Consider the following 18,228-nt stretch of genomic DNA (forward strand, 5'->3'; position numbering starts at 1 on the left):
GGAGATCCCCGCCGACCGGCGGACCGGCATCGTGCCGCTGGGCCGTCCGCTGCCCGGCGTGTACGGCCACCTCGTGGACGCCGCAATGCGGCCGGCGCCGCCCGGCGTGCCCGGCGAGCTGGTCGTCGGCGGGCCCGGTGTCACCCGCGGCTACATCGGCCGGCCCGAGCTGACCGCCGAGCGGTTCGTCCCGGACCCGCTGACCGGCGACGGGCGCTGCTACCGCAGCGGCGACCTGCTGCGCCTGACCACCGACGGGCGGATCGAGTTCCGCGGCCGGGTCGACGACCAGGTCAAGGTCCGCGGCTACCGGGTGGAGCTGGGCGAGGTCACCACCGCGCTGCGGGCGCTGCCCCAGGTCGCCGAGGCCGTGGTGCTGCCCGTCGGCGAGGGCAAGGCCAGGCAGCTCGCCGCGTGGGTGACGCCCGCGACCGTGGAGGCCGCGGCCGTGCGCTCGGCGCTGCGTGAACGGCTGCCCGACTACATGGTCCCGGCGCACGTCGTCGCCCTCGACCGGCTTCCGCTCAACCCGAACGGGAAGATCGACCGGGCCGCCCTGCCCGAGCCGGTGGCCGAGCAGGCCGCCTACGCGGCGCCCTCGACGCCGAACGAGGAGCTGGTCGCCGGGGCCTTCGCCCGGGTGCTCGGCGTCGAGCGGGTCGGCGCGGGCGACGACTTCTTCGCCCTCGGCGGCGACTCCTTCGCCGCCGTCCGCGCGGTCAAGGAGATCGGCCGCGGCCTGCGCGTGATCGACCTGTTCACCCGGCCGACCGTCGCCCAGCTGGCCGCCTTCCTCGGCCAGGACGGCGGCGGCGGGCTGCTGCACCGGCTGGGCGGCGGCCCGGCCAGCGAGTTCACCCTGCTCTGCGTGCCGTACGGCGGCGGGTCCGCGGCGGTCTACCAGCCGCTGGCCCAGGCGCTGGGCGACCGGGTCGAGGTGCTCTCCGCCGAGCTGCCCGGCCACGACCCCGCCCGCCCCGACGAGCTGCCGCTGCCCCTGGAGGAGCTGGTGGACGTGCTGGCCGCCGAGGTGGCGGCGACCGCGTCCGGCCCGGTCGCGATCTACGGCCACTGCGTGGGCTCCGCGCCCGCCGTCGCGCTCGCGCGCAAGCTGGAGGCCGACGGCGTGCCCGTGCTGGGCGTGATCGCCGCCGCCAGCTTCCCGGCCGCGCGGCTGCCCGGAATGGTCAGGCGGCTGTTCGGCGGCGACCGCTGGGTGTCCGACCGGATGTTCCGCGACGCGCTGCGTGCCTCCGGCGGGCTGCTCGACGACATGGACGAGGCCGCCAAACGCACCGCCGTACGGGCCATGCGGCACGACGCCGACCAGGCGCAGGAGTGGTTCGGCCAGGAGCTGGCCGGCGAGGGCACACCGCTGCGCGCCCCGATCCTGAGCCTGGTCGGGGAGCGCGACCGCGCTACCGAGCTGCACGAGGAGCGCTACACCGAGTGGGCGGCGTTCGCGCCGCGGGTGGAGCGGGCCGTGCTGCCCAGGGCCGGCCACTACTTCCTGCGCCACCAGGCCGAGCCGCTGGCCGCCGTCGTGCTGGCGCACCTGACCCGCTGGGCGGCCGGAACGCTGCCCGATCCGGTGCGCCCGCCCGAACGCACCAGACTGGGGTCCTTCTACACCGTCGCGGGCGGGCAGATCGTCTCGGCGCTGGGCACGGCGCTGAGCTCGTTCGCGCTCGGCGTGTGGGCCTACCAGCGCAGCGGCGAGATCCTGGACCTCGCGCTGGTCACGATGCTGGCGCAGATCCCGGCCGTGCTGCTCACCCCGCTGGGCGGCGCGCTGGCCGACCGGGTGGACCGGCGCAAGATCATGCTGGCCTGCGACGCGCTGTCCGGGATCGCCATGGTGGCGCTGGTGCTGCTGCTGACCACCGATCGGCTGGAGTTCTGGAACGTCTGCCTCATCGTGGGCGTGACCTCGGTCGTGTCGGCGTTCCAGCAGCCCGCCTGGCTGGCGGCGATCGCGCAGCTGGTGCCCAAGCCGTACCTGCCGCAGGCCAACGCGCTGGCGAACGTGGGCTTCGGCGCGGGCAACGTGGTCGCGCCGCTCGCTGGCGGCGCGCTGATCGGCCTGTTCGGGCTGTCGGCGGTGGTGGCCGTGGACGTGGCCACGTTCGCGGTCGGCGTGCTGACGCTGCTGCTGGTGCGCTTCCCCGACCGGCTGTTCCACCGGCGCGAGGAGACGTTCACGGCGGCGCTCACCGGCGGGTGGCGGTTCCTGCGCCGGCGGCGTCCGCTGCTGGTGATGGCGCTCTACTTCGCGGTGGTCAACTTCTGCACCGCGCTGATGTGGGTGCTGGTCACTCCGGTCGTGCTGGCCATCGGCGACTCGGCCGACCTCGGCGCGGTGACCGCCGTCGGCGGCGTCGGCGCGGCCGTGGGCACCGGCGTGGTGCTGGTGTGGGGCGGCACCCGGCGACGGGCGACCGGCATGATCGGTTTCGTCGTCGGGTCCGGGCTCGGCGTGGTGCTGATGGGCGTGTGGCCGGTCGTGTGGCTGGTCGCGGCCGGATTGTTCGTCCGGCTGGCGTGCATGAGCATCGGCAACGCGCACTGGCTGTCGATCATCCAGGTCAAGGTCGGGCCGGAGCTGCAGGGGCGGGTGCTCGCGGTGAACATCATGATCGCCACGGCCATGCAGCCGATCGGCTTCCTCTCCGCCGGGCCGCTGGCGGACTGGGCCGGACGGTTCGCCGGCGGGCCCGGCGGGGGCGCCGGGGTGGTGCTGCTGGCCAGCGGCGTGTTCCTGGTGCTGTGGGGGCTGCTGGGGCTCCGGCACCGGCCGCTGCACCACCTGGAGGACCTCGTCCCGGACGCCGCCCCGCCCTCGGAGGCCGCCGCCGACCTGGACGCCATCCAGGAGAGGGTGCTGAGCGCATGAACGACGGTGCTGAGCCCATGGAAACGGAGGCGGTGGGCGCACGGCTGGTCACCGCGGCCGACGTCCGGGCGGCCGGTGACCGCATCGCGCCGTACGTCCGGCGCACGCCGCTGCTGCGGCTGCCCGGCGAACGGCTCTGGGTCAAACCGGAGAACCGGCAGCCCACCCGCTCCTTCAAGGTGCGCGGCGCGGTCAACGCCGTGGGCCGGCTGGCCGGGCGCGGCGTCCGGCACGTGGTGGCGCAGTCGTCGGGCAACCACGCCCAGGCCATCGCCTACGCCGCCGCCGAGCACGGGGTGCGGGCGACCGTCGTCCTGCCGGACACGGCGCCCGAGCTGAAGGTGAGCGCCGCGCGCCGGCTCGGCGCGGAGGTGGTGATCGTCCCGCCCGCGCTGCGGGAGGAGGCGTGCCTGGCGCTGGCCGACCGGTTCGGCGCGACGGTGATCGGCTCCGACGCGTTCGACGTCATCGCCGGGCACGGCAGCGCCGGCACCGAGATCTGCCTGGACCTGCCGGACGCGGGGACCGTCCTGGTGCCCGTCTGCAACGGCGGCCTGCTGGCCGGGATCGCGGTCGCCGTCAAGGCCGCCGACCCGGCGATCCGGGTGATCGGCGTCGAGCCCGAGCTGGCCGCCGACGGGACGGCCAGCTTCCGGTCGGGCACGCGCACGGCGTGGCCGGTGGAGCTGACCTACCGCACGCGGGCCGACGGCCTGCGCGCGCCGGTGCTGGGCGCCCTGGCATGGGAGCACATCCACCGGTACGTGGACGACATGGTGACCGTGACCGAGGACGCCATCGACGCCGCCGCCGGCCTGCTTCACCGGGATCTGGGGGAACGCGCCGAACCCAGCGGCGCGGTGGCCACCGCCGCCTACCTCACTCACCAGGCGCACCTGCCGCCGGGACCGGTCGTCGCGATCCTCTCCGGCGGCAACGTCGCGATCAGCCCGGAAACCAGCCAGGAGCCACTGGCACGAAGCACGTAATCCATGCCAGAGCCACCTAGACGAAGCACGTGTTCCGTGCCAGTGCCACTGGCGCGGAACGCGTGATCCGTGCCAGAGCCACTGGCTTTGGCGTGGAGCATGTGCTCGCGCCTTCCGTCACGCGCCCCCACCGATGTGGGTGAACCCGCAGGCCGGAGGTGCGTGACGGCTGTGGTGGCTGCGGTGGCTGCGGTGGCTGCGGTGGCGGCGCCCGCGAGCGCCGTCACCACGCCACGTCGGACGATCACTCCGCCCCGCCGCCCCGCCGCCCCGCCGCCCCGGCCCGTTGTGCCGTCACCCCGGCATCCGGCGCCCCGCAGAACTCCGCAGACTGTGCCTACCCGAGACGCTCCCGCCCCTTGTCCGTCAACGACGCCAGGTGCACCCCTACGCCGAAGGTGGTGAAGCCCGACCTGGCCGCCTTCGTGAACTCCGCGACCACCACTTCCGAGGGGAAATCCTTGACCAGGACGTCATAAGCCGCGAATCCGTGATCCCGGACGGCGGCGAGAACCATGTCCGTGGTCAGCTCGGGGTGTTCCACGATCTCCTCCAGCAGGTCGCCCTGCCTTCACAGTCGCACCGTTGCCGCCACCTGTCATCAGCAACAGCTCTTTCGGTACCCGCTCCCAGCGCCGACCGGTCGTCTGGGTCTCTCAAAGATCATTGCGATGATGTCCGGCAACTGATCATGGGAGCGCTGACGTGAGAGACGCGTACAAGGAGTTCGACTGGCTGGCCACGTACGGCCCGTTCTATGACGTCTCGTGTGTGTCCTTCGCCCGGTCCCTCACCCCTCGCGAAGCGCTGACCCGCCTCGGCGCAGGGCCCGGCGACATCGAGCAGGTGACCTTCGACGGTCTCCAGGAACGAACGGTGGAGTGCATCGACGCCGACGACCTGCGCAGTGACTACGTGGGCGCACTCGAGACGGCGGGCTGGACGGTGCTCGTCCAACTCTGGACAGGATCAGGCGCTTTCAACTGCCTGCTGCCGGCTCTCTCCCAAGGGACCGAGGTCGTGTCGATCAGCCGAAATCTCCACGCCGACGACTCCTTCACCTATGCGATCGACGGCGAAGAGATCACCTGCTTCAACCAGCTCTCTCCGCACGCGCGCATGGGCAGTGAGCCCGACCGGTTGTTTCTGGAGATGTGGGAGGTAGGGCTGGATCCCAACCACGAGTGGGAAGGCCCGGGCCTCCACGCCCCCTTCCAGCGATCGTTCGCGCTGGCGAAGAAGCTCACCGGCGTCGCCTTCTCCCAGAGCATGCTGGAGATGCGATTCCTCGCCTCCGTGATCAGAAACGAATGATCACCACCTCGGTACGGATCGCGGCGCGTTCGCCCGGCGACCGCCTCTATGGATTCGACCCGCGTAAACGGGCGTGCAGGTTGTCGATGCGCCGGTACAGCACTCGGTGGTCGGGCGGCTGAGTGCTCTCCCACAACCGCACCTTCCTGTCGGCGCCCGCGGTGGCGAGCAGATGCCCGTGCGGGTGGAAGGCGATGGCCCGGACGGGACCGGTGTGGCCGTCGAGAGGCCGCCCCACCTGCTTTCCGGAATCGAGCTGCCACAACCGGACCAACCCGTCATCGCCGGCGCTGGCCACCAAGTCCGCTCCCGGGTGGAAGGCCACCGACCGGACCGGGCCGATGTGGCCGACGAAGGGGGCCGCCGTGGCGCGTCCCGACGCGGGATCCCACAACCGCACCGTCTCGTCGTCGCCGCCGCTGGCCAGGACGTGCCCGTCCGGGTGGAAGGCCACCGTCACGACCGCGCCGCTGTGACCTGCCAACGGCTCACTGACCGGCTGCCCGGACGTCGTGTTCCACAACCGGACCATGCCGTCGTCCCCTCCGTTGGCCAGCAGGTGTCCGTCAAGGTCGAAGGCGAGGGCCCAGCCGGCGCCGTCATGGTCGATCAGCGGACCCCGCAACGGACGTCCCGTAGTGGTGTCCCACAACCTCACGGTGCCGTCGATGCCGCCGCTGGCCAGGACGTGCCCGTTCGGGTGGAAGGCCACCGACCAGACAGTGCCGGCATGGCCGTGCAACGGTTCACCCACCGGTCGCAGCCCGTCGATCGTCCACAGGCGTACCGTCTTGTCGCTGCCGCCACTGGCCACCAGATCCCCATCGGGATGGAAGGCCACCGCCACGACGGCACCCGTGTGGCCCAGCAGAGGCTCCCGCCACGGCCCGCCCGTCACCGTGTCCCACAGCCGCACGGTCCCGTCGCCGCCGCCGCTGGCCAGGATGCGCCCGTCCGGATGGAAGGCCACCGACCAGACGGCGCCGGAGTGACCTTCCGCCCTCGCCTCATCCACGGGCCGGTACAGCTCGTGCAGTGGATCGGAGGCCGGCCCCCGGGGGTCCTCCGTCCGGGCCGTGGGCCCGGTTTCGGGATCCAGCGGGCGACCGCGCTGCGAACGCATGTCGTGGGCGGCGATCCACAGTGCCTTGAACTCCGTGACGTCGCCCTGCAACGCCTCCACCACGAGCTCCAGGTTGCCCCATCGAGGCAGGTTGACGCAGCGGATCACCCCGTGCGCAGTGGAGTGGCTCATCGCGCCCGTCTGCCTGGCCAGAGCCCGGCTGCTGGGCTCGCCCGCGTGGAGATGCAGGTCCCGCAGCCGTTCCCGCAGAACGGCCAGGGGATCCTCCGGCAGGGGGGCTTGCGGAGACATGGTGATGTCAGGATTCCTGAATCCCGGAGAACCAAACCCACCCGTGACGGATCCGTGCACATCGCCATCCGGGCGGGAACTGTCAGTTTCTGTCAGCCGATGTACGGGTTCATCGGATCGCGTATGACCTTGGCACAGATTGTCAACGGCACTTCGGCGCGCCCCATCCTGATATCGCGCCCTCGGCACCGGCCGAGGCGATGCCGAATTCTCGAAGGGAAGCTCCATGATGCTGCCCCATCTCGCCGCACTGGTCGTGACGAGCGCCGCGCTGGTGACACTCCCCGCCATGATCTACATGTTCTCGGCCGACTCGGCCCGCCGCTCCCGGGCACTACGCCTGCTGCGCCTGCTCCTGCGCCGTTGACGCCGGTGGCGCGAGGCGAAGGAGGCAGCCGGCCTGAACCGGGCTCCCGCCCGTGACGGCTCCCCCGACGGGCCCGGCTACCTGCCGCACAGGGCGGTGCCGAAGGCTTCGAAGATGTGCGCGTCGCTCTTCGGGGTGCCGGTCACGTAGAGGGTGACGGCGCGGCCCGAGCGGTCGCGGCCGCTGAGGACGCGGGTGCCGGGCAGGCCGCCGTCGTGCATCCAGGCCGGGCCGCAGGCGAACGGGTAGGAGTAGACGCCCAGGCCGTAGTCGGCCTTCGGCGGGTCGTTGGCGGGGACGGTCCGGGCGAGCATGGTCTTGATCGTGGAGGCGGGCAGGGACTGCCAGAAGCGGTTCAGGTCGTCGGGGGTGGAGATCAGGCCGCCAGAGGCGCCGAAGAGGTAGCCGGGCTCCAGGGTCGTGTCGACCACCTTGCCCTGGCTCTTCGGGTCGAACGGGTTCACGCCGTAGGTGTGGGCGTGCCTGCCGCGGACGTCCAGCTCGTTCTGACGCGGCCAGTAGGTGTGGCGCAGGTTCTTCAGGACGCCCTGGCGGGTGACCGTCCGGAAGTCCTTGCCGGTGACCTTCTGGATGAGCATGCCGGCCACCAGGTAGTTCGTGTTGGAGTAGGCCCACTTCTCGCCGGGTTCGCCGGTGGGCTCGGCGTCCAGGGCCAGGCGCAGGAAGTCGGCGTCGGCGTCGGTGCCGAGGCGCGCCGGGTCGATCAGCATCAGGTACTCGGGCAGGCCGCTGGTGTGCGTCAGCAGTTGCCGCACGGTGATCGGCCTGCCGTCGAGCAGACCGGGCGCGTACCGCTCCGCCTGGGCGTCCAGATCGATCTTGCCCTGGTCCGCCAGGCGCACCGCGGTGGCCGCGACAACCGACTTGGTCACGCTGGCGATGCGGAAGTGCGCGTCCGCGCCGACCATCGGCCGTTCAGAGCCGCGCTCGGCGACGCCGGACGTCCACGTCCTGACCCGGCCGTCGGGCTCACGCACCGACACCAGCGCACCCGCCAGCCCGTCCTGCTGGGTCAACCGGTCAAGCTGCTGCTGCAAGGTGGGCGACGACGGCTTGGCGGCGGCCAGCGCCGGGGACGCGGCGCCCAGCAGGACGACGGCGGCTGCAGCTGCGGCAAGATACTTACGCATGTTCTCGGCAACTCCCTAGATGAGGTGATGTGCCCATCCTGTGGCTGCCGAGCGCCGGAATCGATCATGCCGCCCGGTGTCCGGATGGTGGGGACTGCCCTACCACGCCCGGCTCGGGCGGTCTGCGCCACCAGCGGCGACGTTTGAGGTAGTTTGCCCGGTGGTGTTTTGTTCGATCAAGGAGGAAGACAGATGCCTGACAGGCTGACCCGACGCGATTTCGGCCGGACGATGGGCCTGGCCGGGCTCGGATTGGCCGGCGCCGGGCTCGTCGCCGGTCAGCCGGGCAGGGCGGACGCCGCCGCCGGGACGTGGAAGACGACCGGAACCCTGGGAGCCGGGCTGGGCAGCTTCGACAGCACGATGAAGGCTTTCATGCAGGCCCGCAACCTCTCCTGCGGATCGCTCGCCGTCACCCGCAAGGGCAAGCTCGTCCTGGCCCGCGGCTACACGTGGACGACCAGCACCACCCTGAAGACCCAGCCGACCTCGTTGTTCCGGATCGCCAGCCTGAGCAAGCCCATCACCGGCGCGGCCGTCCTCAAGCTGGTGCAGGACGGCAAGCTCAAGCTCACCGACCGGCTGCCCGACCTGCTCCCCCTGACGCCGCCGTCCGGCAAGACGGTGGATCCCCGGCTGAAGGACGTGACCGTCCTCAGGCTGCTGCAGCACCTGGGCGGCTGGGACTCCTCCATCACGGCCGACCCCATGTTCAGCGACCTGGCGGTCTCCAGGGCGCTCGGCTCGGCGCTGCCCGTCCGCCAGGCCGACATCATGCGGTACGCCAGCGGCCTGCCCCTGGACCACGACCCCGGCAGCACGTACGCCTACGCCAACTACGACTACCTGCTGCTCGGCCGGATCATCGAGAAGGTCAGCGGCATGCCGTACGGCACGTACGTGCAGCAGAAGATCCTCGGGCCGCGCGGGATCACCCGGATGAGGCTCGGGCGCACGCTCAAGGCCGGCGCCGTCACCGGCGAGGTGCCGTACGTCTCGAAGTACACGGGAAAGACGGTGTTCGACGCCTCCGGCACGTCCGTCCCGGCTCCGTACGGTTCGTTCAACCTGGAGAACATGGACGCGCACGGCGGCTGGCTGGCAACGGCGGTCGACCTGGTGCGCTTCGCCGGGATCTTCGACGCCGCCGGCTCCGTGCTCACCTCGACGTCGATCTCCCGGGCCTTCGCCCAACCCGAGACCGGCGTCAACGGCGACGGCTGGTGGTACGGCTGCGGCTGGTCGGTCCGCAACGTCACCGGCGGCCGCAACACCTGGCACACCGGCAGCCTCCCCGGCACCTACACCCTCCTGGTGCGCCGGTATGACGGGCTGACCTGGGCCGCGCTCTTCAACCAGCGCGACGACGCCTCCGGCCTGAGCTACGCCGACATCGACCCGGCCCTCCACAAGGCCGCCAACGCGGTGACCACCTGGCCCACCACAGACCTGTACGGCACCTACCTCTGACGAAAGCTCGCGGTCGACCGACTCCTGCAACGCGCCCGCCCGCGACAGCGGTGCGGGCCACCGCAGCAGCCGTACTACGTGAAGCAGCACAGAATCCGCACGTGAAGCGCCGTACCAACCCCGGCGAGCGCGCCGGCCAAGGCACGTTTTGGTGGGTGCCGCACACCGCAGGCAGACGGACGCTCGGTGAAGAAAGGCGCCGGGCCCACCACCGAAGGATCGGCACAGGACTGATCAGTGAGTACCGCAGAGCCGCCTGTTCAGCCCGCGGACGCCCACCTCCGCAACGGCCCGCGCCCCTGCGGGGTTCATGAGCGCCCGCCCGGTCCTCCGAGCTCCTCGCCTGGGCGAACACGCCAAGGTCTGGGATTTCCGGTTACCGGGCACAGCTCGGGGTCGAGGCCGCGCTTTTTACATTCGACCAGTTCCCGCCAGTCCGCCCGGCACCCCCTCTCCGTCATCCCCAGCTGTTGCATGCAGTCGAGAAAGACCGTGCCCAGCTCTTGGCATGACAGAGGAGAGAGATCCTGCTCGACGCAACTCAGATAATCCACGGTGAGAACTGCACACGTGGACGATCCCGCCCCCTTCACATCCAGGCGCATACATCGGTCGACGACGCGGCGTGCACCTTTGCAGACGGACTCTTCCCGATGTGCAGACCTCTGCTGACATTCGGACACCATGACACGCGCCTGCGCGCATTCAGGGGACCCGGAATGCACGCCACGGCACCTTTCGAACATCGGTCGCTCGGCGGCCGCCGATCCGGCCAGCACCACCGTCAGCACGCCGACGAGGCACAGCATCACCAGGAGCGGCCGCACGCCGCTCCTGGATTCCCTGTCCGATCGATTCGCCATCAATGACAATCAGGCTTGAACTTCGGGTTCAACAGGGACGTGCCGGCTGTTCGAGCAGTGTTGGTGTAGCTGACCCAGGCGCCACAGCCCGGGTACTTGTCGCGGAAATCGGACCACTTACTGTTGATCCATTCGATGCCCTTCTGCACGATGGCATCCCCGACCAGTCCGGCTAGGCCACAGATGGCTTCGGCTTTCTCATTCTGAGTGACGAGACTACTGAACTCGCAAGGAGTTCCCAGTCCGCCTCCCCAATCACCGAGCACATTCTCCATTAGCCACATTTCCGGCGCGTAGTAGTATTCGGTGCACTCGACCACTTGACCGGCCCCCTGGGGAACACACTTGGTGTCCGGCTTGCCGTCGCAGTACTTGTGCTTCGGGTTCGACAGGCACCAGGCGAACTTCTCGGCTAGGCCCTCGCACTGCTTTTCTGTTCCCTTTTCTTTGGCCAGGCACTCGGACTGGATCAGGCCCAGGTAGGCGCAGTCAGAGGCCGCATGGCCGCCCTTCACGCATTCCATGTACTGGTCGGCGACGCCGGCGCATTCACCGGCGTCCTGCTCGAACCGCTTCTCCTTCTTCTTCGCGTTCCCGATGGAGCCGGTCGACCTGCAGCGCACATAGGTATCACGGAGTTTGTGGCAGACGGGGTCGGCGTCCATGCCCTGCTGCCGGCAGTCCTCGTACTCCCGGGTGGCCTCGGCGCAGACCCCCTTGTTCGGGCCGGTGTCGTCAGTCGTCCCTCGGCAGACTCCGTACTCGTGTGTGCCCTCGATGCAGATCGACCGATCGATGTCCCCCTTGCGGCAGGCCTTGTAGCCGGGCATCGCCCCATGGCAGTAGTCCGTGCCCTTGCCTGGGCGATCACTGCAGGCCTTCTCGACCGCCTTGTTCTCACACGTCTGATATTTCCCGCTCTTGAAGTAGCACTGGCTGAGCTGGCTGTAGGCGCCCTTGCAGGCGTCGGCCGCGTCGCCGTATGCGTTGTACCCCTTCTTACAGTCCTTGTAGAAGGTGGCGAGGCTCTCCTCGTCGTCGCAGTTGATCCCGTTCTTGTTCTTGAACTTCTGCTTCTTGCAGGCGGCGTACTCCTGCTTGGGCGTCAGGTTCTTCTTGGTGTCCTTCTTGGCGTTGGCCTTCTTGGTCTGCTTCTTGGTCGCGTGCCCCGTCGGGTCCGTGTTGGTGAGGGGATTGTCGTTGGCGTAGCTGTAGCGGTTGAGCTGGACGCTGGGGTCGGGGCTCTGGGTGAGCGTGTCGCGGCTGACGAAGCTGCCCGTGTTGGGCTGGTACCACCGGGCCGCCATGTTGATCTTTCCGCTGTTCGGGTCGGTGTAGCCGCCCTGATAGCCGAGAGTGTGGGCGGCTCCGGTGCGTGAGACGACCTCGCCGAACGGATTGTAGGCAACCGAGTCGATCAGTGCCGTGCCGGTGGCCGTGAACGCGCCGATGAGGTCGCCCCTCAGGTCGCAGAAGGCGAGCTGGGCGCCGGCGCCGTCCGACAGACCGAGAGTGCGGCCGAGGGCGTCGCGTCCGAACATCGCGGTCTTGTTGCCGGTGGCGGTGTCGGTAACGGTGACAAGGTTGTTGCTGACGCCATCGTAGGTCATGCGCTGGGTCTTGCCGCCGTAGCCGCGGGTCTCGACCCGGTCGAGGGCGTCGTAGTCGTAGGTCACGCCGTCGTCACTCACCATCCGGTCGAAGGCGTCGGACTTGGTGATGCGGACCATGCCGCCGCCCTCCTCGGCCAGGGTGCCGCGGGCGGTGTAGGTGTAGGTCCGCCCGTCGCCGGAGGTGAGGCGGCCGCGCTCGTCGTAGGTGTAGGTCTTGTCGCCGGCCTTGACGCGGTTGCCTGCAGCGTCCCAGCCGTAGTCGGTCTTCGTGCCGTCCGGGCCGGTCCAGGAGGTGAGCCGGTTGGCCCAGTCGTAGGTGTAGGTGTTGTTGCCGGCCCCGGCGGTGCCGGTGGTGGTCTTGGACGTCATGTTGTCGTCCACGTCGTAGCCGTACTCGATGGAGGCGATCGGCGCCGCGGCCGAGGTGGTCAGCGTGTCCTTGGTGAGGCGGTTCAACCCGTCGTAGTCATAGCTGCGGCGAGCACCGTTGGCGCCGTACGACATCCCGACCAGGCGGTTCGCCTTGTCGTAGCTGTATCCGATGGTCGTGGCCGAGACCGGGTCCACCGACTGGGTGAGCCGGTCGGCGTCGTCCCAGACGAAGGTGGACGTGCCGGTGCCGTCGACGCGCTCGACGAGCCGCTTGTCGGCATCGTAGGCATAGACGCTCTGGTCACCGGCGACCGTACTGCTGGTCTTCAACAGCATGCCTCGGTCGTTCAGCGTGAAGGTCAGGTCGTTGGCACTGGTCAGGCGGCCGACCAGGTCGTAGCCGAACGTCTTGGCCTCGGTCTCCACCTCCGCGCCTGAACCGGTCTGCTTGACGAGCCTGTTCAGCTCGTCGAAGGTCCGCTCCACCTTCACTCCGCCGGGTGCGAGGCTGGCCACGGGGTTTCCGCTGGCGTCGTAGGTCATCGTCCAGCTTCGGTCCTTCAGCTCCGCGTGCTGGGCGGTGGCCGGTTCGACCATCGACTCCACCAGGCCCAGGGTGTTGTAGCTGGTGTAGGTGGAGTGCCCGCGACCGTTGGTGGCGCGAGTCTGCGCCCCCGCGGCGTCGTAGCCGAACGAGCTGGTGATCGTCTCAGTTGCCGAGACGGGTTCCACCAACGACGTGAGCCGGTTGGCCGCGTCGAAGGTCCGGGCCACGGTGTGCCCGGACGCCGAGGTGGAGCTGACCGGGTTCCCGGCCAAGTCGTAACCGGTCTTGCGAACGCGGAGCAGCGCTCCGTTCGCGTCCAGTTCCCGTGTCTCGGTGTTCCGCCCGGCCAGGTCATAGACGGCCTGCGAGGTCAGCCCGAGAGGGTTGGTGGTCGACACCGGCCGGCCGGCCAGGTCGAAACCGAACGTGGTCGCGTTCCCGAGCGCGTCGGTGTGCTTGACCATCGCACCGGTCGCGTCGTAGGCGCGGGTCGAGACGTCCCCGGTGGGGCGGGTGGTCTTCACCAGGCGTCCCGCGTCGTCGTACTCCTGTTTGGTGATGTAGATGGCCGGTGTGGGCTTGCGCTCGATCGTGGTCAGCGTGATCTGCCGCCCCAGCTCGTCGTAGGTCGACTCCGAGCGCGCCCCGGTCGGGTCGGTCGTCCACAACGGCTCGCCGAGCAGGTCGAAGCCGTAACTCCAGGAGGCGCTCGCCTGGGGCTGGTTCATCTGCACCTTACGGCCCAGCCCGTCATAGACGGCCGTGGTGACCTGTCCGCGCGGGTCCGTCGCCTTGACCAGTTGTCCGGCGGCGTCGTACTCGCTCGTAGAGGTCGGGGTGATCGGCTGCCCGCCCGGCGGCGTGTACGCCGGGGCGGTCTGCGTGATCGCCCGTCCTGCCCGGTCGTAGGCCGTCGTCATGACGCGGCCCTCCGGGTCCTGCTGGTGGGTCCGTTCACCGAAGGCGTTGTAGCCCAGCTTCGAGACCGGCCGCTGGGTGGCCGCCGCCCCGCCGTTACGCTCCACCTGTACGGCGGGCATCTGCAGGAGCGTCGGCAGGCCGAGCTCGTTGTAGGTCAGCGACGAGGCGAAGTCCGCCGGCGTGGCGCCCACGGCGTTACCTCGGGGGTCGGTCATTTCGGTGACCAGGCCACGGTCGTCCACGGTCAGCGTGGTGACCAGGTCAGCGCCCTCGTTACGGACGGTCTGCCGGACCGGCAGATTGAGCACGTCGTAGGCGAACTCCGTGGTCTCTGCCCGGTCGGTGCCGGCCGCGGTCCGCGTCACCTTCACCACGTTGTTGTTCGCGTCGTAGGTGAAGGCTGTCTTACGCGCCAGCTTCTCCGGGTCCACCACCAGCGAGGTGTTCCGCCCGGCCTCGTCGAACGTCGCGTCGATCCGGAGAGTGCCGCCCCCGGTGGTCTGCCGTACCAGTTGCCCGGCCGCGTCATACGCCCTCGAGTCCAGAACGACGTCCCGGCCCGTGGTGGAGCCGTTCAGCTTCACGCCCTTGGCGGTCGCCTCCAACGGCAGGTTGTCCGCGTAATAGGTGTAGGTAGTGGTGCGGCCCATAGCGTCCGTCTGCGAGGCCACCCGGCCCGCCGGGTCGTAGGCGAAGGACTCCATCACCACGTCCGTGGCCGGCTTCGAGTCCAGCGGGCTGCTCGTCCACCCCTTCAGCACCGTCGTGGCCGGCTCGCCACGAGGGGTGTAGGTGTAGGCCAGCGTGGTGCCCCGCGCATCGGTGGAGGAGGTCTTCTGCCCCCTGCGGTCGTGGACGTACTTCTGCACGCCGCCCTCGGGCCCGGTGATCGTCTCCTGCCTGCCGTACGCGTCGTAGGTGTAGATCGTCCTGCGCGGCGCGTCCCCTCCGGTCAGGTCCTCGCTGGTCTCGGTGACCGGCAGCCCGTCGTCGTTGTAGACGGTCGACAGGCGCAACGTGTGCGTCTTGCCGTCGACGCCGTTCTTGGCGGCCGGGCCGGTCTTGGTCAGCACCCGTCCCAGCCCGTCGTAGGCGACCGTGCTGGTGACCCCCGCGGGGAACGCCTTGGAGATCTCCGTCGTGGCAGTCATCCGGCCCAGCGCGTCGTAGGTGTACTTCTTCACCAGCCCGGACGGCAACGTCTCACTGGCCAGGTCACCGGCCGCCGTGTAGGCGAACGTGGTCTCGTTGCCCTTGAAGTCCTTGGCCGACTTCACCAGGCCCGCAGGCGTCGTACCGCCGCCGACTGCCGGCTCGGTGCCGTCGGTGTAGGCGTGGTTCGCGCTGCGACCGGCCGGGAAACCGTCGGTCGCCGGCGTCGTGGCCTTGAGCTCCTCGCCGAAGGCGCTGTACGTCCACGAGGTCTTGTACGTCTCGTCCGTGGCCGAGCCCGACCGGGCGTCGCGCTGGCCGACCTTCGCGTCGTTGCGCGGGTCGAACGGTTTGTCCACATCTACGAAGTAGTCGTAGTACTCCGTGTGGCACTTGTCCGCGGCACGGCACGTCTTCTTCGACAGCAGGTTCCCGCGTTCGTTGAACGCCACCTCGATCGCGTTGCCGTTGGCGTCGATCACCTTGGCCGGGAACCCGCCCACGTCGTATGCCCACTTGGTGGTCGCGCCGACCTGGTCGGTCTCCGAGACCGGCCGATACCCTCGCTGGGCGTCCGCCACGTAGGTGACCACCCCGTCGTGGGGGTCGGTCACCTTCACCGTCATGAACGTCGACAGCGTCGTCTGCTTCTCGTAGGACGGCTCCGCGAGGGTCCACTTGCCGCCGTTGGCGTCGATCTGCGTGGCCAGCCGGCCACCATCCTGGTTGTAGGTGTTGACCACCCAGGCCCGGCCGGACGGCATCGTCACCTGCGTCAACTGCGGCTGCAGCTTGCCGGCCGCGAAGTGCCGGGCCACCGCAGTCGCACCGAGCGGCCTGCCGTAGATCGCCACCTCGTCGATGTCGCCGTTGAACGGGAAGATCGCGGCCGCGCTGGTCGTGAACGGCCAGGCCGACGAGCCCTGACCAGACCCGATCCGAGCCTCGGCCATGTCGCCGTACTGGATCTCCCCTGCCAGCGTGCCGACGGCGATGCCGTCCAGGTAGAGCGTCTGGGTGTGCTCCGCCCGGGTCGAGCTCGTGGCGGGCTTGGCCTCCGTCGCCGACAGCACCACGTGATGCCAGGCCCCGTCGTTCACCGCGCCGGTGGAGGTGATCGGGACCTGCGCGATCGTGGACGGGCCGGTGAAGAACTGGCCGCGCAGCTTGCCGTCCGTGCCCACGTACACCACCGGAGCGGAGGCCGACGGGGTGTTGTCAGCGGTGTTCTGCATGCCGATGACCGTGCCGGAGGCGGTGGTCTTGAACCATGCTTCGACCGTCAGCTCTCCGCCCTGACCGCTGATCGCGTTTCGTGGCAACTGCACGAAGGTCGAAGTCGTCGCGCCCTTGAAACGCATCGCCGTGTCCGGCGACCCGGCCAGCGCGCCCGGAACCTGGGCCCCGAGGTCGGCTGGGGTGTTCCCGTTCAGCTTGGCCTGCTCCTCGGTGATGTTCCAGCCTGCCGCGCTCGTGACGGTGGTGTAGGTGCGGGTATCGGCCTCGTTGAGCCGGTAGTAGTACTCAGGCCGGGAGTCCGTGATCACGCTCTTGTAGCGCGAGCCCGTTCCGTAGGAGTAGCTGTTGCAGGCGGTCGCAGAGGTCGGCGGGCAGACCTTGACCAGCAAGTCGCCCTCGTAGGTGTAGGTCCAGGTCAGCGGGTGGCCGTCCACCGGGTCGGTGGACACGCTCGCCACGTGGTTCCCGGCCCAGGTGAACGTCAGCGACCGGCCCCCGGCGGCGGTCACCTTGGTCAGCTTGCCGTCGGTGCCCCGGGTCAGCTGCTGCGCCCGGCTCCTGTGATCAGTGATCTTGGTGAGGCGGCCGGACGCGTCGAACCAGTAGGAGGTGGCCGACTTGTCCATCAATCGCCAGCCGCCGGCCTGCTCGGCGGCCAGCGTCGCGAATGTCCCCTGCGGAGGGGCGTAGTTGCCGTTACCCGAAGGCGCGAACCGCATCTGCTCGCCACCCGGGTAGGTCACCAGCAGGCTGCCCGTCGGTTCGGTCTCGATCCGCATGTCCCAGCGGGTGGTCCAGCCTGCGCCGAAGATGCCGTCGGTGCGCGGGTCCAGGCTGTTGTAGGTACGGCTCACCGACAGCGGCGGTCCCACCACCGCCACCGAGGCGTCGGTCGCGGTATGCGCGAAGTTGCCCGAGGTGTGGTTGAACTCGCGGCCCTGCGTGCCGGCCGACAGCAGCCCGTTGATGTTGCCCTGCTCGGGCATCGGGGTGAAGGTCCGCCATGAGGACGTCACCGTGGTGTAAGTCGTGGCGGCCTTGGCCATCCACGAGTACGTCTCGCCCCACTTCAGCCGGGCGTCGTTGACCTGCCAGGTGCCTTCCTTGGTCCAGTCCTCGGTCTTCTCCGCCGAGTCCTTGCACCAGCGCCAGTTCGGCGCGCTGCCGGCGCAGATCTGGAACCAGTACTTGACCTCGCCCTTGTTGAAGGGCCGCGCGTTGGCGGACAGAACCGGCGTCAAGGTGCCTACCTGGCCGTTGTTGGCCGGGGAGAACGACTCGAAGGGTAATGCCGCTACGGTCGCGTACACCCATGTGGACCACGGTCCGGACACGCCGGAGGTGGTGGTGGCCCGCGCTCGCCAGCGGATCTGCCAGCCGTCGGTCAGCTTGTCGGCGGGAACGACCGCCCAGGCGTTGGTGCCGGAGGCGTACTCCTTGTCGGATGCGCCCGACCAGATCAGGCCCGTGCCCTGGTCGGTCTTGGCCGGGTCGTGCTCTACTTCGACGTTGAGCTTCCCGGGCCGGTTCTCCGGGTCGGTCACCTTGGCGTACATCCACGGCGTCAGCGACTCGGCCGTCCAGGAGGTGGTGCCGCGGATCGCCGGGTTCATGCCGAGGCCGTCCACGCTGGGCTTGCGCAGGTCGACGGTGGCGGTCTGCCAGGGCGACCACTCGCCTTCCGCACCCGCGGTGGTGACGCCGCGCACCCGCCAACGGACCTTCATGCCATCGGCGAGCTTGTCTGCCGGTACCTGCACCCAGGCGTTGCCGCCGGAATTGTAGGCGGTGGCCCCCTTACCGGCCCAGATCACCCCCGTACCCTGCGCCGGAACGGCCGGGTCATGCTCGATCTCGGCGCCCAGCATCAACTTGGACCCACCGGCATCAGTCACCTTCGCGTACAACCACGGCGTGACCGAAGCAAGCGTCCACGCATCGGCTCCACGAGTGGCCGGCACC

At 69.6% G+C, this 18,228-nt stretch carries 9 protein-coding genes; 5 read left to right on the forward strand and 4 right to left on the reverse strand.

Annotation, left to right across the window (positions count from 1 at the left end; translation table 11 throughout):
- On the forward strand, positions 1 to 2,893 hold a 2,893-nt coding region (locus AB0J46_RS51390), incomplete at its 5' end, for an MFS transporter (protein ID WP_364344665.1).
- A complete protein-coding gene (locus tag AB0J46_RS51395; protein WP_364344668.1) occupies positions 2,890 to 3,882 on the forward strand; it encodes a pyridoxal-phosphate dependent enzyme in 993 nt (330 codons plus the stop codon). The genes AB0J46_RS51390 and AB0J46_RS51395, both read left to right, overlap by 4 nt.
- Positions 3,883 to 4,219: 337 nt before the next feature.
- Here the strand turns inward: AB0J46_RS51395 and AB0J46_RS51400 are convergent, their stop codons facing one another.
- Entirely contained in the window at positions 4,220 to 4,426 is a 207-nt protein-coding gene (locus AB0J46_RS51400) for a hypothetical protein (RefSeq protein WP_352356164.1), read from the reverse strand.
- 161 nt (positions 4,427 to 4,587) lie between these two features.
- Here AB0J46_RS51400 and AB0J46_RS51405 point away from each other — a divergent pair, with 161 nt between their 5' ends.
- Positions 4,588 to 5,196: a DUF6461 domain-containing protein gene (locus tag AB0J46_RS51405; protein WP_364344671.1), complete on the forward strand. Its 609-nt coding sequence runs from the start codon at positions 4,588 to 4,590 to the stop codon at positions 5,194 to 5,196.
- 46 nt (positions 5,197 to 5,242) lie between these two features.
- Here the strand turns inward: AB0J46_RS51405 and AB0J46_RS51410 are convergent, their stop codons facing one another.
- Positions 5,243 to 6,571 carry a WD40 repeat domain-containing protein gene (locus tag AB0J46_RS51410; RefSeq protein ID WP_364344674.1) on the reverse strand — a complete coding sequence of 443 codons (1,329 nt, stop codon included), beginning with the start codon at positions 6,569 to 6,571 and terminating at the stop codon, positions 5,243 to 5,245.
- 226 nt (positions 6,572 to 6,797) lie between these two features.
- Between AB0J46_RS51410 and AB0J46_RS51415 the strand changes: the two genes are divergently transcribed.
- Positions 6,798 to 6,938, forward strand: a complete 141-nt coding sequence (locus AB0J46_RS51415) for a hypothetical protein (protein ID WP_352356170.1) — start codon at positions 6,798 to 6,800, stop codon at positions 6,936 to 6,938.
- A gap of 77 nt (positions 6,939 to 7,015) precedes the next feature.
- Here AB0J46_RS51415 and AB0J46_RS51420 read toward each other — a convergent pair whose 3' ends face one another.
- Complete coding sequence (locus AB0J46_RS51420; RefSeq protein WP_364344677.1) at positions 7,016 to 8,089, reverse strand: serine hydrolase domain-containing protein; 1,074 nt, start codon at positions 8,087 to 8,089, stop codon at positions 7,016 to 7,018.
- Between the two features lie 192 nt (positions 8,090 to 8,281).
- Between AB0J46_RS51420 and AB0J46_RS51425 the strand changes: the two genes are divergently transcribed.
- On the forward strand, positions 8,282 to 9,559 hold the full coding sequence (locus AB0J46_RS51425; RefSeq protein WP_364344680.1) for a serine hydrolase domain-containing protein: 1,278 nt from the start codon (positions 8,282 to 8,284) through the stop codon (positions 9,557 to 9,559).
- A gap of 862 nt (positions 9,560 to 10,421) precedes the next feature.
- On the opposite strand, the gene AB0J46_RS51430 is transcribed toward AB0J46_RS51425, so the two are convergent.
- Positions 10,422 to 17,993 (reverse strand): RHS repeat-associated core domain-containing protein, encoded by a 7,572-nt coding sequence (locus AB0J46_RS51430; RefSeq protein WP_364344683.1) that lies wholly within the window; start codon positions 17,991 to 17,993, stop codon positions 10,422 to 10,424.
- Positions 17,994 to 18,228: the final 235 nt, after the last annotated feature.

It is taken from the genome of Nonomuraea sp. NPDC049758 (genome assembly GCF_040674635.1).
Classification (GTDB): Bacteria; Actinomycetota; Actinomycetes; order Streptosporangiales; family Streptosporangiaceae; genus Nonomuraea.

Bases quoted from the DNA above. Each gene is read 5' to 3' on its own strand.
- AB0J46_RS51415 (WP_352356170.1), top strand. From the start codon at position 6,798: ATGATGCTGCCCCATCTCGCCGCACTGGTCGTGACGAGCGCCGCGCTG.
- AB0J46_RS51410 (WP_364344674.1), bottom strand. From the start codon at position 6,571: ATGTCTCCGCAAGCCCCCCTGCCGGAGGATCCCCTGGCCGTTCTGCGG.
- AB0J46_RS51395 (WP_364344668.1), top strand. From the start codon at position 2,890: ATGAACGACGGTGCTGAGCCCATGGAAACGGAGGCGGTGGGCGCACGG.
- AB0J46_RS51430 (WP_364344683.1), bottom strand. From the start codon at position 17,993: ATGAAGGTCCGTTGGCGGGTGCGCGGCGTCACCACCGCGGGTGCGGAA.
- AB0J46_RS51425 (WP_364344680.1), top strand. From the start codon at position 8,282: ATGCCTGACAGGCTGACCCGACGCGATTTCGGCCGGACGATGGGCCTG.
- AB0J46_RS51420 (WP_364344677.1), bottom strand. From the start codon at position 8,089: ATGCGTAAGTATCTTGCCGCAGCTGCAGCCGCCGTCGTCCTGCTGGGC.